13 protein-coding genes are annotated in these 14,200 nt (G+C 65.0%); 6 read left to right on the plus strand and 7 right to left on the minus strand.

All coding sequences use genetic code 11. From position 1 onward, the window contains the following. The first annotated feature begins 11 nt into the window (after positions 1-11). The 3 genes from groL (at position 12) to QDT69_RS03440 (ending at position 2,849) form a co-directional block, all read left to right on the plus strand. Positions 12-1,652: a chaperonin GroEL gene (groL, locus tag QDT69_RS03430; protein WP_279705248.1), complete on the plus strand. Its 1,641-nt coding sequence runs from the start codon at positions 12-14 to the stop codon at positions 1,650-1,652. Positions 1,653-2,395: 743 nt separating this feature from the next. Beyond that, positions 2,396-2,611, plus strand: a complete 216-nt coding sequence (locus QDT69_RS03435) for a hypothetical protein (RefSeq protein WP_279705249.1) — start codon at positions 2,396-2,398, stop codon at positions 2,609-2,611. 40 nt (positions 2,612-2,651) lie between these two features. Continuing rightward, entirely contained in the window at positions 2,652-2,849 is a 198-nt protein-coding gene (locus QDT69_RS03440) for a hypothetical protein (RefSeq protein WP_279705250.1), read from the plus strand. 17 nt (positions 2,850-2,866) lie between these two features. On the opposite strand, the gene QDT69_RS03445 is transcribed toward QDT69_RS03440, so the two are convergent. Together QDT69_RS03445 and QDT69_RS03450 are read right to left on the minus strand one after the other, a co-directional pair. Further along, positions 2,867-3,646 (minus strand): Crp/Fnr family transcriptional regulator, encoded by a 780-nt coding sequence (locus QDT69_RS03445; RefSeq protein WP_279705251.1) that lies wholly within the window; start codon positions 3,644-3,646, stop codon positions 2,867-2,869. A 416-nt stretch (positions 3,647-4,062) separates the two neighbouring features. Further along, on the minus strand, positions 4,063-4,902 hold the full coding sequence (locus QDT69_RS03450) for a LysR family transcriptional regulator (protein ID WP_279705252.1): 840 nt from the start codon (positions 4,900-4,902) through the stop codon (positions 4,063-4,065). A gap of 126 nt (positions 4,903-5,028) precedes the next feature. On the opposite strand from QDT69_RS03450, the gene QDT69_RS03455 reads away from it, so the two are divergent. Both QDT69_RS03455 and QDT69_RS03460 read left to right on the plus strand, forming a co-directional pair. Beyond that, entirely contained in the window at positions 5,029-5,622 is a 594-nt protein-coding gene (locus QDT69_RS03455) for a cysteine hydrolase family protein (RefSeq protein WP_279705253.1), read from the plus strand. Positions 5,623-5,632: 10 nt separating this feature from the next. Beyond that, positions 5,633-6,262 (plus strand): glutathione binding-like protein, encoded by a 630-nt coding sequence (locus QDT69_RS03460; protein ID WP_279705254.1) that lies wholly within the window; start codon positions 5,633-5,635, stop codon positions 6,260-6,262. A 79-nt stretch (positions 6,263-6,341) separates the two neighbouring features. Here the strand turns inward: QDT69_RS03460 and QDT69_RS03465 are convergent, their stop codons facing one another. After that, complete coding sequence (locus QDT69_RS03465) at positions 6,342-7,838, minus strand: AMP nucleosidase (protein ID WP_279705255.1); 1,497 nt, start codon at positions 7,836-7,838, stop codon at positions 6,342-6,344. Between the two features lie 180 nt (positions 7,839-8,018). Here QDT69_RS03465 and QDT69_RS03470 point away from each other — a divergent pair, with 180 nt between their 5' ends. Next, positions 8,019-9,431: an amidase gene (locus tag QDT69_RS03470; protein ID WP_279705256.1), complete on the plus strand. Its 1,413-nt coding sequence runs from the start codon at positions 8,019-8,021 to the stop codon at positions 9,429-9,431. 19 nt (positions 9,432-9,450) lie between these two features. Here the strand turns inward: QDT69_RS03470 and QDT69_RS03475 are convergent, their stop codons facing one another. The 4 genes from QDT69_RS03475 to QDT69_RS03490 form a co-directional block, all read right to left on the minus strand. Continuing rightward, complete coding sequence (locus tag QDT69_RS03475; protein WP_279705257.1) at positions 9,451-9,801, minus strand: DUF779 domain-containing protein; 351 nt, start codon at positions 9,799-9,801, stop codon at positions 9,451-9,453. A gap of 80 nt (positions 9,802-9,881) precedes the next feature. After that, complete coding sequence (gene adh, locus QDT69_RS03480; RefSeq protein ID WP_279705258.1) at positions 9,882-11,399, minus strand: aldehyde dehydrogenase; 1,518 nt, start codon at positions 11,397-11,399, stop codon at positions 9,882-9,884. A gap of 164 nt (positions 11,400-11,563) precedes the next feature. Further along, positions 11,564-12,520, minus strand: a complete 957-nt coding sequence (locus QDT69_RS03485) for a GAF domain-containing protein (RefSeq protein WP_279705259.1) — start codon at positions 12,518-12,520, stop codon at positions 11,564-11,566. A 194-nt stretch (positions 12,521-12,714) separates the two neighbouring features. Then, positions 12,715-13,884 (minus strand): tlde1 domain-containing protein, encoded by a 1,170-nt coding sequence (locus tag QDT69_RS03490; protein ID WP_347952019.1) that lies wholly within the window; start codon positions 13,882-13,884, stop codon positions 12,715-12,717. Positions 13,885-14,200 lie beyond the last annotated feature (316 nt).

The raw sequence follows: 14,200 nt of genomic DNA on the forward strand, positions 1-14,200 counted from the left end.
GAAAAACTCAGATGGCAGCCAAAGAAGTCAAATTCTCCGTCGAGGCGCGCGACAAGATGCTGCGCGGTGTCGACATTCTCGCCAACGCGGTGAAGGTCACCCTCGGTCCGAAGGGCCGCAACGTGGTGCTCGAGAAGTCGTTCGGCGCTCCCCGCATCACCAAGGACGGCGTCACCGTCGCCAAGGAGATCGAGCTCGAGGACAAGTTCGAGAACATGGGCGCCCAGATGGTGCGCGAAGTCGCCTCCAAGTCCGCTGACGCGGCCGGCGACGGCACCACCACGGCGACCGTGCTCGCCCAGGCGATCGTGAAGGAAGGCGCCAAGTCGGTCGCCGCCGGCATGAACCCGATGGACCTGAAGCGCGGTATCGACCTCGCGGTCGAAGCCGTCGTTGCGGACCTCCAGAAGAACTCGAAGAAGGTCACCTCGAACGAGGAGATCGCCCAGGTCGGCACCATTTCGGCCAACGGCGATGCCGAGATCGGCAAGTTCCTCGCCGACGCCATGAAGAAGGTCGGCAACGAGGGCGTGATCACGGTCGAGGAAGCCAAGTCGCTCGAGACCGAGCTCGACGTCGTCGAGGGCATGCAGTTCGACCGCGGCTACATCTCGCCCTACTTCGTCACCAACGCCGACAAGATGCGCGTTGAGATGGATGACGCCTACATCCTCATCAACGAGAAGAAGCTCTCCTCGCTGAACGAGCTGCTCCCGCTGCTCGAAGCCGTGGTGCAGACCGGCAAGCCGCTGGTCATCGTCGCCGAAGACGTCGAAGGCGAAGCCCTCGCCACCCTCGTCGTCAACCGCCTGCGTGGCGGCCTGAAGGTCGCGGCCGTCAAGGCTCCGGGCTTCGGCGATCGCCGCAAGGCCATGCTGCAGGATATCGCGATCCTGACCGGCGGCCAGGCCATCTCGGAAGACCTCGGCATCAAGCTCGAGAACGTCACGCTGCAGATGCTCGGTCGCGCCAAGAAGGTGATGATCGACAAGGAAAACACCACGATCGTCAACGGCGCCGGCAAGAAGGCCGACATCGACGCCCGCGTTGCCCAGATCAAGGCGCAGATCGAGGAAACCACCTCGGACTACGACCGTGAGAAGCTGCAGGAGCGTCTCGCCAAGCTCGCAGGCGGCGTCGCGGTGATCCGCGTCGGCGGCGCGACCGAAGTCGAGGTGAAGGAGCGCAAGGATCGCGTTGATGACGCGATGCATGCGACCCGTGCGGCTGTCGAGGAAGGTATCGTCCCGGGCGGCGGCGTCGCCCTGCTCCGTGCTTCCGAGCAGCTCAAGGGCCTGCGCACCAAGAACGACGACCAGAAGACCGGCGTCGAGATCGTGCGCAAGGCGCTGTCGGCTCCGGCTCGCCAGATCGCGATCAACGCCGGTGAAGACGGCTCGGTCATCGTCGGCAAGATCCTGGAGAACAAGACCTACAATCACGGTTTTGACTCCCAGACCGGCGACTACGCCGACCTCGTCAAGAAGGGCATCATCGACCCGACCAAGGTCGTGCGCACCGCGATCCAGAACGCTGCCTCGGTTGCTGCGCTGCTGATCACCACGGAAGCGATGGTTGCCGAGCTGCCGAAGAAGAACGCCGGCGGCCCCGCGATGCCTCCGGGCGGCGGCATGGGCGGCATGGACTTCTGATCCAGCTACTCAAGGCAAGCCACGAAATGCAAAACCCCGGCAGCGATGCCGGGGTTTTTGTTTGGGGCGGCCAACTGACCACTTTTTGCAGCGCGCTTAGTACGGATGTCCTCCTGCGCAACTCGCGCTGAAAAGCGCACGTTGCTGCTCACGGCAGCAATCGCTTTTGCACAGCAATCCCGGTAAACATACGTTAGTTCGAGTTGACATTCTCAAAAAAATTATCGGCGAGAGTCGCAAACCGAACCGACAGTGTCGCCTTCGTCCCGCACAGTAAGCTCGGGACAGAAACGAAACTCACTCAAGAATCTGAATCGAACACGGAGCGCCAGCTGCCGTGACGCGAGCAAGCGTTGCGGAGAACGCTTTCGCTTGAGAGGGAGGTTGGGCGGTGAGTGAAAGCCAAATGAAAGTTACTGTGAACGGCACGCGCCTCTTCGGAATGCCGTTATTGAGCTCCCAGCTCGGCCACAAGGACGCGCCGAAAACCCGCGAACCAGTCAGGAAACACTTCGCCAAGATTCTCCGCCAAGCCGCCTGAAGAAGCGGCGTTCGCCACATCGAGGATTCGTTTGAGGAGGGATCTGGCCGGTTGGAAGAAGCCCAGTGACGAGCATGCAGCCCCCACTGCCCGATGCTCAGGTGCGCGATGCCCCCCAAGTACCCCGCACCGACCTGAGGCCAATCCAACCGGCCGGAGCATTTCTGCAAAAGCAAAAAAGCAATATGGGAGGGAGACTCACATGGGCATGGTCATGGTCAGATGTCCGCAAACCGGACACGCGATTTCCACCGGAATCAAAACCGATCGCGAGAGTTTTCGACGCCGTACGGTGTTCTTCTCGCGCACCTCTTGTCCGATTTGCCTCGCCGATCACGCCTGGTTCGCGCGGGACGCCTGGGTCGAGGAGCCGAGCATCCGCGTGCGGCGACGCCGCAGCGCCGGTTCACCGGCCTGAAAGTGGTCACCACTACTGATGATCGCGATGGAGGGACACCATGGCGCATGTGCAGATCTCGACGGAAACGTCTGCCTGGCTGCTTCAGGCCAAGGACTTTCTCGATGAAGCGCGACGCCTGAAGCCGGGCCCAGAGCGCAATGAGTTGCGCGAGACGGCGAAGGTGCTGCGTGAGATTGCGAAGCTCGAGACGGCGGCCTCCCCGGCGCGGAAGCTTGATCGGCGACCACGAAGCTGATCGCCCCGGGAACGCGCTCACACGGTATCGTCCGCCTCGACTTCCGAGATGCGCGGATCGTCAGCCAAGGTCATTCCTCGCGTTCGACCCGTGTCACCCGAGAAGATCTCCTCGGCCTCGAAACGCATGGCGCGATGGCATTCGCACGCCGCCGCCAATAGCCGCGCCCGATCGATTTCGATCCGGCCTCGCTGATCGGACCTGATCGCACCGCGCTTGCGCAGATTGCGCATCAGCAACGTCACGGTTGTTCGTCGTACGCCGAGGATTTGTGACAGCGCCTGCTGGGTCAGCGGGAGTACGTCGCTGTCGACGCGGTCACGAAGCTGGAGCAGCCAGCGCGCCATCCGCGCCTCGACCGGGTGGAGCGCATTGCAGGCGGAGCCAAGCTGAAACTGGATCAACATCGATCTGACGTGCTTTTGGATCGCCTGCCGGATCCGGGGACTGCGGCCGAAAGCGGCATGAAAGCACGGCGCGGGAACCCGCGAAGCCGTACCGGCCGCACGAACGACTGCGGTGATGCCCGACGGTGACGCCCCAAGCACCGAGAGGCTGCCCACAGCCCCTTCGCGTCCGACCGCACCGGTCGCCACCGTGTGCCCATCCGCCATATCGATCATCAACAAGATCGCCCCGCTGTGAGGAAAGAAGACGTAGTCGATCTCGTCACCGGCGCGCGCCAGAACTGCATCCTGTTCGAGCGCAACAGTCTCCAGTTCGGGCCTCAGGAGGTCCAGATCCGCCGGCAACAGCGTTGCGAGAAGACGATTACGACTTCCGCCGGAAATGCTCACCTGCGGGAACTCGTCATGTGGGGTCGCACAGCAAACTCACTCAAGCACAGGCTCAAAAACAAATTGCAAGCGCTTGACCGCAAGGCGGCATTCTCTGCGGAAGCGTCCTAAGAGTTAGATGCAAATGCGCCGCCGGACGCAATAGCTAAAATGCGCATCGCCGCACCGTAGAACTTCGGGAACTCAAGTGTTCCAATTTTCAGGCGTGGCAAACGCCGCGCTTGGTATCTGAGCCTGCTCCTCCAACGTGTCAGCGACGCGACAGCGGCTCACCCTGGGCGCGGAAGAGCGCAGGATCCAACCATTATTGCCGGGATTGCTCCGTCGCGTCGATGAGTTCCTTGATGATGCGCGCGCGCACGAGCGCCGCATCGCTGTGGCGCGACCGCCGCAACACGCTCCGTCGTTCCTCCACCTCACCCGCCGCGCGCGACGTCCTGGAAGCAGGCGCGCAGCCAGTCGATGGTAACGCGCGTCGCCGCGTCGCGCTTGAGATGGCTTTGCACCAACAGCCAGACGTCGCGCCGTTTCGGCAGCAGCGTGGCGCGCAGGCGACGATCGGTCAAAAGGTCCGCGCAACTATGCTCCGGCAGCACGCCGACCGCCTGATACGACTGGATGATCTTGTGGATGATGCGGACATTGTCGGTCACGCAGCGCGCACGAAGCCGCTTCGCGCGCAGGAACTGCATTTCCGGAATCGCTCCGAGTTCATCGGGATACGCGCAGGTCACCGCTTCTGCCGCCGCCGTCGCGGCCGGCTCGAAGAAATACAGCCTGACCTCGCCGAGCTTCGAGATCGCGAAATCGCCCTTGTCGGGCTTGCGCAGGCGGATCGCAAGATCGGCCTCCCAGCGAGAGAATTTAACGTTGTCGCTCGACGTCAGGAATTGCAGCGTGAGGCCCGGATTGGCGCGCAGCAATGCGCCGGTGCGCGGCGCCAGCACCTCTTCCGCGATCGCGTTGGTGGAGGCGACGCGCAGCCGGCCGACCGGGCCCGGCAGGCTTTCGCCGATCCGGCCGATCTCCTCGGCATGCGCCGCCATCGCCTGGATGTGCGCGAGCACCACGTCGCACTGCCGGGTCGGCTTGCGGACGCCGTCGGCGGCCTCGAACAGCCGCAGGCCGAGCGCGCGTTCGATCCGCGCCAGGCGGCGGCCGACCGTGGTCTCGTCGATGCGCAGCCGCGCGCTGGCGCCGGCATAGGTGCCCTCGTCCCTGACGGCCGCGATGATGCGAAGGTCGTCCCAGTTCATGGCGGCAGGCTACATGGTGCCCGGGCCTCCTGCAACAATGCAGCCATCGGCTGCAATATCCCTGCATATCGGCAGGCCGACCCGCGGCTATATTTTCGGAGCCAACCCGGTGGAGATATCAGGACCATGACCGCAGCCAAAACCTTGATGCAGCTTGCCGGTATCGATCTCACCCCGCCCCGCCTCGGCGATGCCTGCCTGGTGCTGATCGACATCCAGAACGAATATCTCGCCGGTCCCCTCGCTTTGCCTGATGCCGGCCCCGCGATCGCGCGCGCCGCCGCATTGCTCGCTCGCGCGCGGGAGAGCGGCGCCAAGATCATCCACATCGCGCACAAGGGAGCGCCGGGAAGCCTGTTCGATCGCAGCGCGGAGCGCGGCGCGATTGTCGCGCCACTGGCACCGCGGCCCGGCGAGATCGTGATCGAGAAGCAACTGCCGAACGCATTTGCCGGCACCGACCTCAATGCGCAGCTTGCCGCGACCGGCCGCAAGGAGCTGGTGCTCGCCGGCTTCATGACCCATATGTGCGTCAGCTCGACCGCGCGCGCAGCGCTCGATCTCGGCTTCCGCACCACCATCGACGCTGAGAGCTGCGCCACCCGCGACCTGCCGGATGGCAAGGGCGGCACGATTGCGGCAAGGCTCATTCACGACGTCGCACTCGCCGAACTGTCCGACCGCTTCGCGATCATCGCCCGCGGCAACGCCCTCGCCTGAGACCGCCATCATGCTTGAGCTCTATTTCTCGCCGATGGCCTGCTCGCTCGCCAGCCGCATCGCGCTGATGGAGGCCGGGATCGACGCGCGCTATCACATGGTCCAGCTCTGGACCAAGAAGGTGGTCGAGGACGACGGCGACTTCCGCGCGGTCGCGCCGAAGGGCGCGGTGCCCGTGCTGGTGCTTGAGAACGGCGAGCGGCTGACGGAGAGCGCCGCAGTGCTGCAATATATCGCCGACCTCAAGCCCGAACTCGGCCTCGCGCCGCCGCCGGGCGATCCGGACCGCTATCGGTTGCAGGAATGGCTGAGCTTCATCGGCACCGAGATCCACAAGGGATTCCTGTTCCCGACCTTCTGGTACAAGGACGACGCATCGCTTGCCAAGCCGCGCGCCAGGATCGGACAGACCTTGTCGGTGCCCTCGGCGCATCTGACGCACCGCGAATTCCTGGTCGGGGACCGCTTCACAGTTGCCGACGCGCACCTCGCCTGGGCCCTGCTGTTGCTCCGCGCCGCCGCTATCGACGTCGCGCAATGGCCGCCACTGGCGGCCTATCTCTCACGCATCCAGGCGCGGCCGCAGGTCAAGGCTGCGGTCGGCATCGAGATGCAATTGTGGAAATCGCTCGCAGCGTGAGCGAGGCGAGCGTCGCTCCAGCTTGTTGCTTAAGCATGATCTTTTCGGAAAACCGCTTCGCACTTTTCCGGATCATGCTCTACTGAAACGCGACCTCCGCGAAGCTGCGCAGCTTGCGCGAATGCAGCCGCTCGGATTCCTGCTGCTTGAGCCGCTCCAGCGCCTTCAACCCGATCTGAAGATGCTGGCCGACGCGCTGGCGATAGAACTCGCTCGCCATGCCCGCCAGCTTGATCTCGCCATGCAGCGGCTTGTCGGAGACGCACAGCAGCGTGCCGTAAGGCACGCGGAAGCGATAGCCGTTGGCGGCGATCGTCGCCGATTCCATATCGAGCGCGATGGCGCGCGATTGCGACATCCGCCGGATCACCTGCGGCCCGCTGATCTCCCAGTTGCGGTTGTCGACGCTCGCGACCGTGCCGGTGCGCATCAGCCGCTTCAGCTCGAAGCCGGAGAGCCCGGTGACCTCGCCGACGGCCTCCTCGAGCGCGACCTGCATCTCCGCGAGCGCCGGGATCGGCACCCAGAGCGGCAGCTCGTGATCGAGCACATGATCCTCGCGGACATAGCCATGGGCGAGCACGTAATCACCGAGCCGCTGCGTGTTGCGCAGGCCCGCGCAATGCCCGATCATCAGCCAGGCATGCGGCCGCAGCACCGCGACGTGATCTGTGATGTTGCGCGCATTGGACGGTCCGATCCCGATATTGATCAGGGTGATGCCGCGATAGCCGGGCTCGACGAGATGGAAGGCCGGCATCTGCGGCACGCGGTCCGATGCCGTCCCCGTGGTGCCGCCGCCGAGCCGCGCGCTACGCGTGATCAGATTGCCGGGCGCGACGAACGCCTCGATCCCTTCCTCGCCGGCCGCGAGCCGCTGCAGGCTCGATTGCGCGAAGGCGTCGACATAGAACTGGTAGTTGGTGAAGATCACGAAATTCTGGAAATGCTCCGGGTCGGTGCCGGTGTAGTGATAGAGCCGGCGCAGCGAGTAATCGACCCGCGCGGCGCGGAACAGCGCCAGCGGCTCGGGCGTGCCCGGCGTCAGCTCGAACGTGCCGTCGGCGATCGCATCGTCCATCGCGGCGAGATCCGGCGTATCGAAGATGTCGCGCAGCGACCTTGTGAACGCCGAGCTGTCGGCGATGGTCAGCGCCGCCTCGATATTGATGTCGCGCCGGTAAGCGAAATGGATCGGGATCGGCTCGCTGGACTCGCCGATTTCGACCGCCACGCCATGGTTCTTCATCAGCAGCCCGATCTGCTCGGTGAGATAGGTCCGGAAAATATCCGGCCGCGTGATGCTGGTCTCATGGATGCCGGGTCCCGCGACAAAGCCGTAGGCGAGCCGCGAATCCAGCCGCGCATGCGACGAGGTCGTGATGCGGACGAACGGATAATGCGCGCGCACCCGCGTCGTGAACGGCACGCCGTTGACATAGGCCTCGAAGCGATTGCGCAGAAACCCGGTGTTGCGCTCGTAAATCTCTTCGAGGCGGGCAACCGCCGCGCCGGCTTCGACGAACGCCTCGGTCGTGATCGGCGGTGGGGTTTCGATGGGCGGAGCAGGATGCATTGCGTTTTCGACCGGTGATTTGGTCGCCGCAGTATAGCAACAATCGACTGGTCAGTTCCAGCGATGCAAGATTTGATGCATGCTATCGGCGCCGTGGCGGTCTCGGTCATCCATGATCCCGCCGCTCGGCCGACCAAACAAATGCGAAGCCGTCACAGGCCCGGCACATGGGAGTGAGCGATGAGCGAGATCTGGCAACTGCCTGCAACCGAACTTGCGCACCGCATTGCGGAACGGCAATTGAGCTCGGCGGAGGTCGTAAACGCGCACCTGGCGCGCATCGATGCGGTCAATCCAGCCTTGAATGCGGTGGTCCATGTCCTCGCCGATGAAGCCCGAGCGGCGGCCGAACTGGCCGACCGGCGGCTGGCCGCCGGCGAGGCGATCGGTCCACTGCATGGCGTTCCCTTCACTGTCAAAGAGAACATCGATATGGCGGGCCTGCCAACCACCTGGGGTGTACCGGCTCTGGCGCAAGCCGTGGTGCCGATGGACGCGCCCGTTGTCGAGCGGATGCGTGCCGCCGGCGCGATCCCGATCGGCAGAACCAACCTGCCGGACATGGCGCTGCGCATCCACACCGTCAGTTCGCTGCACGGGCTGACGCGCAATCCCTGGCATCCGGATCGCACCGCCGGCGGCTCGAGCGTAGGCGACGCGGTGGCGCTCGCCAGCGGCATGACCCCGATCGGCCTCGGCAACGACATCGGCGGATCGCTGCGCAATCCGGCCAATGCCTGCGGCATCGCTTCGATCCGACCGTCTGCCGGGCGTGTTCCCGATGCAGAGTGTGGTCCGGCCGAGGGAAGCCTGCTTGCGGTGCAGTTGATGAATGTTCAGGGACCGATGGCGCGTCGGGTCGCTGACGTGCGGCTTGCATTGCGAGTCTTGATGGGAGTGCACCCGCGCGATCCGTGGTCGATCGATGCGCCCTTTGCGGGGCCGGCCGCGGCTCGACCGTTGCGCGTGGCCGCTCTGCCCGAGCCACCGGGGGGCGGCATCGATCCGGTCATTGCAGCGACCGTCCGCCGCGCCGCGGCGGCCCTGGCTGATGCCGGATATGCCGTCGAAGAAATCGCCCCGCCACGCTACGAGCAGGCGATCGACTGCTGGGCGCGCCTTATCATGGGCGACTTCACGTCCGTCCTCGATCCGTTGTCGCAGATGATGGGCCCGGATGCGATGATGTTCCTGCAGAGTTTCCAGGCGCTGATCCCGCAACTGGCCGACACCACGGCCTGGTCCAATCTGATGGTGGAGCGGCACGCCATCGCGCGCGCCTGGTCGAGCTTCATGGCGGAGCGGCCGCTGCTGCTGTCACCAACCTGGACGCAATTGCCGTTCGAGCATAGCGTCGATTCGGCGACTGCCGCCGGTGCAGCCGTGGCCAAGGAACTGATGCGTCCGGTCGTGCCAGCGAACCTGCTCGGGCTACCATCGGCCTGCGTCCCGGCCGGACGGGATAGCGTCACCGGGCTGCCCATCGGGGTGCTCGTCACTGGCCGGCGCTTCCGCGAGGACCAGTGCCTCGAAGCCGCTGAAGCGATCGAAGCGCGCCTTGGCCTGACCACGCCGATCGATCCTGTCGGTTAGAATTCCACGCTCGATCGCCCTATTCCGCCTCGCGCGGCGGCAGCGCGCAGATCTCGGACCGGGTCAGGAACCGGCGTTCGCGCCCATTGTCGAGCGAGAACATGCCGCCGCGGCCGGGAACGACGTCGATGATCAGGTCGGTGTGCTTCCAGACGTCGTATTGCGCGCCGCTGATGTAGAACGGCGCGCCGCCGATCTCGCCGAGCTTGACGTCGTGATCGCTGATCAGGAATTCGCCTATCGGATAGCACATCGGCGACGAACCGTCGCAGCAGCCGCCGGACTGGTGAAACAGCACCGGCCCATGATCAGCGACGATCTCGGCGATCAGCTCCAGCGCGGACGGCGTCGCGGTCACCTTGTCAGCCATCTCGGCCTCCGTGATGGAGGCTCCGGCGGGACATCCCGCCGAAGCCTGTCGTTTGCCCCGCCCCGAGAAGGGCAGAGCCCTCAGAAGAAGCCGAGCTTCTTCGCGCTGTAGCTCACCAGCACGTTCTTGGTCTGCTGGTAATGGTCGAGCATCATCTTGTGGTTCTCGCGGCCGACGCCCGATTGCTTGTAGCCGCCGAACGCCGCATGCGCCGGGTAGGCATGATAGCAATTGGTCCAGACCCGGCCGGCCTGGATGGCGCGGCCGAACCGATAGCAGCGATTGGCATCGCGGCTCCAGACGCCCGCGCCAAGGCCATAGAGCGTGTCGTTGGCGATCGACAGCGCCTCCTCATCCGTCTTGAAGGTCGTGACCGACACCACGGGCCCGAAGATCTCTTCCTGAAACACGCGCATCTTGTTGTTGCCCTCGAACACGGTCGGCTTGACGTAATAGCCGCCCGACAGGCCGCCGCCGAGATTGTTGCGCTCGCCGCCGGCCAGCACCTTGGCGCCCTCCTTCTTGCCGATGTCGATATAGGAGAGGATCTTCTCGAGCTGCTCCGAGGAGGCCTGCGCGCCAATCATGGTGGTCGGGTCGAGCGGGCTGCCCTGGGTGATCGCCGCCACGCGCTTCAGCGCGCGCTCCATGAAGCGGTCGTAGATCGATTCGTGGATCAGCGCCCGGCTCGGGCAGGTGCAGACCTCGCCCTGGTTGAGCGCGAACATCACAAAACCTTCGATCGCCTTGTCGAAGAAATCATCATCCTCCGCGCAGACGTCCTTGAAGAAGATGTTCGGCGACTTACCGCCGAGCTCGAGCGTCACCGGGATCAGGTTCTGCGAGGCGTATTGCATGATCAGCCGGCCGGTCGTGGTCTCGCCGGTGAAGGCGATCTTGGCGATCCGGTTCGATGACGCCAGCGGCTTGCCGGCCTCGAGGCCGAAGCCGTTGACGACGTTCAGCACACCCTTGGGCAAGAGATCGCCGATCAGTTCGAGCAAGGTCATGATCGAGGCCGGGGTCTGCTCGGCCGGCTTGAGCACGACGCAGTTGCCGGCGGCGAGCGCCGGCGCGAGCTTCCAGACCGCCATCAGGATCGGGAAATTCCACGGGATGATCTGCCCGACCACGCCGAGCGGCTCGTGGAAATGATAGGCGACGGTGTCGTGGTCGATCTCGGAGATCGCGCCTTCCTGCCCGCGGATCGCGCTAGCGAAATAGCGGAAGTGGTCGATCGCGAGCGGCATGTCGGCGGCCATGGTCTCGCGGATCGGCTTGCCATTGTCCCAGGTCTCGGCGGTCGCAAGCTTTTCGAGATTAGCCTCCATTCGGTCGGCGATCCTGTTGAGGATCAGCGAGCGCTCGGCGACGCTGGTCTTGCCCCAAGCGTCCTTGGCGGCATGTGCGGCATCGAGCGCGGCCTCGATGTCAGCGGCGTCCGAGCGCGGGATCTCGCAGGTCGGAAGCCCCGTCACCGGAGATACATTGTCGAAGTACCTTCCAGAATGGGGTTCGCGCCACTCGCCGCCAATGAAATTGCCGTAGCGCTGGGCAAACGGCGCCTTGAGCACGGACTGCATGTCAACCTTGTTCATGTGTTCCTCCGTTGGCACGCCGATGCACACGGCGTTGGCCGGGACGCTCGGCCAAATCGAGAAGACAGAACAGGGGCCGGCCCCAACGGCCGCGGGGGAACTGTCGCAAATCTGAGACAGAGTGCGCCGCAAATTGGTGCAGGCTTGCGCCCCAGGGAAATGCCCTAGCGGCGCAAGCCGAGCTGCTTCAGCTTGCGGTGCAACGTCGCGCGCGACATGTCGAGATCCTTGGCGGCCTTCGACACGTTGCCTCCGGCGCGCGCCAGCGCACGTTGCAGCGCTGCACGCTCCGCGGCAACCAGGCCGCCATCGTCACGGGTCTCCCCGATCAGATCGGCCGCCGGCAACGGCCGCGCCAGCGATGCCGCATTGAGGCCGAGCGCGCGGCGCGCAGCCCGCGTTGCGCCGATCACGAGGTCGTCGCGATCGACCGCCAGCAGCGAATTGACGGCGCGCTCGCTTCGCGGCGTGAGCAGAATCCGTGCATCGGGAAATGCCCGGCGAAAATTCTCGGCCTCGATCGCGCGTGCGGCGTCGGTGACCGTGGTCGCGATCAGGCGGGAGAATCCGTCGGTCAAATCCGCCCTGCAGGAGGAGACGTCGAGGGCTGCGGCTAGCTCGCCATGCTCGTCGAAGATCGGCGCGGTGGTGCAGAACAGCGCGGAATTGCGGGTGAAGAAATGCTGCTCGCGGTCGATCGACAGCGGACGCTTCTCGACGATGCAGGTACCGATGCCGTTGGTCCCCTCGTACTTCTCGCTCCAGACCGCGCCGGTCCAGAGCCCCCAGGCGTTGAACGTCGCGTCATCGGCGCCCGCGCCGCGCCGGTCGACGACGACACCGTCGCGGTCCGCGAGCAGCACCGAGCAGCCGACACCGCCCACCGCGAGAAACAGCCGGTCGAGCGTGCTCTGGGCGACTTTCAGGAATTCACCGAGCCGCTGCTGTGCAGCGGCGATTTCGGCCTGGCCGAGCCGATGCGACGGCAGGCGGCTCGCCGGATCGAGCGCATGCAGATGGCCGGACCGGCGCCACGACGCCGACAGGTCGGATGGCGCTCCGCCTCCGGCAAGCACGTCGAGAACCTTGTCCGTGTGCATGACGCCCGGCGACCGGCTCATGCTTTCCTCCCCTGCTCCGCGGGTTCTGTGACCCTCGGGAGCGCGGCGCTGTTAGCCCTGGCACCCTTGTATATCGCAGGATATAGCGACCTCCGCAGCCCTTCAAGGGAACGGCACACCGACCTTCGGACAGGAACCTGGACTTCGTCGCGCAGCTCGCGGGCGTCGGGCGACGCCCCTCCGGGAGCTGAAGGCTATTGAATCCGCGCGAGCACCGCGAGGCGGCGGATGCCTTTGTTGCGGTAGGCGTCGAGGAACGCGTAATAATCCTTGAACGAGACGCAGCCGTTGGAGTCGCCGTTCGGACCGAGCATGAAGGTGTGCGCGAGCAGACCATCGCGGTTGAAGATCTTGCCTTCGCCGCCGATCGGATTGAGGCGCAATGCCGGCACGCCGTGGAACAGTGCTTCGCGCGGCTTGAGCTCGTAAATGTGCGGCGGCGTCACGCCCACCATCTTCATGTGCGAGGACCTCGGATCGTCGAGCCTCGAGCCGAGACCCGAATGCGCCTCGAGGCGCGTGCCGTCGGGCAGGTACACGGTCTTGGCCGAGATGTCGTACACCGCGGTCTGGCGGTCATAGGGCGGCGAGCCGCCGAGCATCGGGTTCTGGTCCAGCGTCGAGGGAATGCTGCCGGTGACGTTGGCATCGGCGGAGGCAAACGACAGCAGCCCGCCGCTCGACTCGCGCTTGCCCCACAGCTTCTCGACCATGGTCTGCCGCTCGCTCGATGCGATCGACATCACCGCGGCCTTGGCGCGCGCAGCCATGTCGCGAACGCCGCTGGATTTCACGGCTTGCTTGATCTCGGCCGGCTTCGGCTCGGAAGCCTTCTCAGCTGCCTTCTCAGCCGCCTTGGGCTGCACATTGGCGGCGGGATCGTTCAGCGCCACCTTCAGATTGGCGGCGGCTTGCTTCTTGGCGGTCTCGACCGATTTCGGCGCCGGCAGCGGCTTCGATGTTTCGGCGAGCTCCGCGCTGGCGACCGCCCTCGCCGCTTCGGAGACCTTGGGCGCAGCGGCCTGCTTGATCGGGTCGATCTGCGTTGCGGCGTCGGCCACGACGCTGGACGCCACGCCCTCGGGCGATGCCGCCGCAAACCGATCGTTAAACATAAGTGGTGGTGCCGAGGCTTCCGACTTCGCAACCTCGCTCTTGGCAACCTCGCTCTTGGCGGGGGCCACCGGCGCCGGCGTCAGGGACGCGAACACCTCGTTGAACGCGGGGGCCGGCCGTGCGGCGACCGCGACGGGCCGCTTCACCACCGGCGCATCGAACGATGCACTGCCGACCGACGGATAGACGCCCGCCGCAAAGATGTTGGCGTAGACGGTCCAGGCGCAGCCAAGCACCAGCCCCGCCACCGCGGCGCTGCCGAGGAAATGCTGTGGGAGGATTTTTCGGGAGGATTTCTTGCGGCTTGGCGCCCCAAGAACATACGCACTCGCACTCGTACCCATACGCCCGGCGCTCAAAACAGGTCCACCTTTGTCCCTCACTCGACGCGTGGTCGAACGGTGTTCGGCTCAACGTCGCGCGGGGGCACAGACGGCCATTAAGGCGACTTTTAGTTAAATGCGACTTAACCGGATGCGATCCCCTGCAACGCGGGAAGTGCCTGTGGCGTAGGGCTTTTTTAAGATGATATTGGACCGCCAAAACGGCTTTTCTGTCCCATGG

This window comes from Bradyrhizobium sp. CER78 (genome assembly GCF_029846235.1).
Classification (GTDB): Bacteria; Pseudomonadota; Alphaproteobacteria; order Rhizobiales; family Xanthobacteraceae; genus Bradyrhizobium.

Excerpts from the sequence above, each read along its gene's own strand:
- QDT69_RS03470 (WP_279705256.1), top strand. The coding sequence starts at position 8,019 with ATGAGCGAGATCTGGCAACTGCCTGCAACCGAACTTGCGCACCGCATT.
- QDT69_RS03475 (WP_279705257.1), bottom strand. The coding sequence starts at position 9,801 with ATGGCTGACAAGGTGACCGCGACGCCGTCCGCGCTGGAGCTGATCGCC.
- adh (WP_279705258.1), bottom strand. The coding sequence starts at position 11,399 with ATGAACAAGGTTGACATGCAGTCCGTGCTCAAGGCGCCGTTTGCCCAG.
- groL (WP_279705248.1), top strand. The coding sequence starts at position 12 with ATGGCAGCCAAAGAAGTCAAATTCTCCGTCGAGGCGCGCGACAAGATG.
- QDT69_RS03485 (WP_279705259.1), bottom strand. The coding sequence starts at position 12,520 with ATGAGCCGGTCGCCGGGCGTCATGCACACGGACAAGGTTCTCGACGTG.
- QDT69_RS03460 (WP_279705254.1), top strand. The coding sequence starts at position 5,633 with ATGCTTGAGCTCTATTTCTCGCCGATGGCCTGCTCGCTCGCCAGCCGC.
- QDT69_RS03465 (WP_279705255.1), bottom strand. The coding sequence starts at position 7,838 with ATGCATCCTGCTCCGCCCATCGAAACCCCACCGCCGATCACGACCGAG.
- QDT69_RS03435 (WP_279705249.1), top strand. The coding sequence starts at position 2,396 with ATGGGCATGGTCATGGTCAGATGTCCGCAAACCGGACACGCGATTTCC.
- QDT69_RS03450 (WP_279705252.1), bottom strand. The coding sequence starts at position 4,902 with ATGAACTGGGACGACCTTCGCATCATCGCGGCCGTCAGGGACGAGGGC.
- QDT69_RS03440 (WP_279705250.1), top strand. The coding sequence starts at position 2,652 with ATGGCGCATGTGCAGATCTCGACGGAAACGTCTGCCTGGCTGCTTCAG.
- QDT69_RS03455 (WP_279705253.1), top strand. The coding sequence starts at position 5,029 with ATGACCGCAGCCAAAACCTTGATGCAGCTTGCCGGTATCGATCTCACC.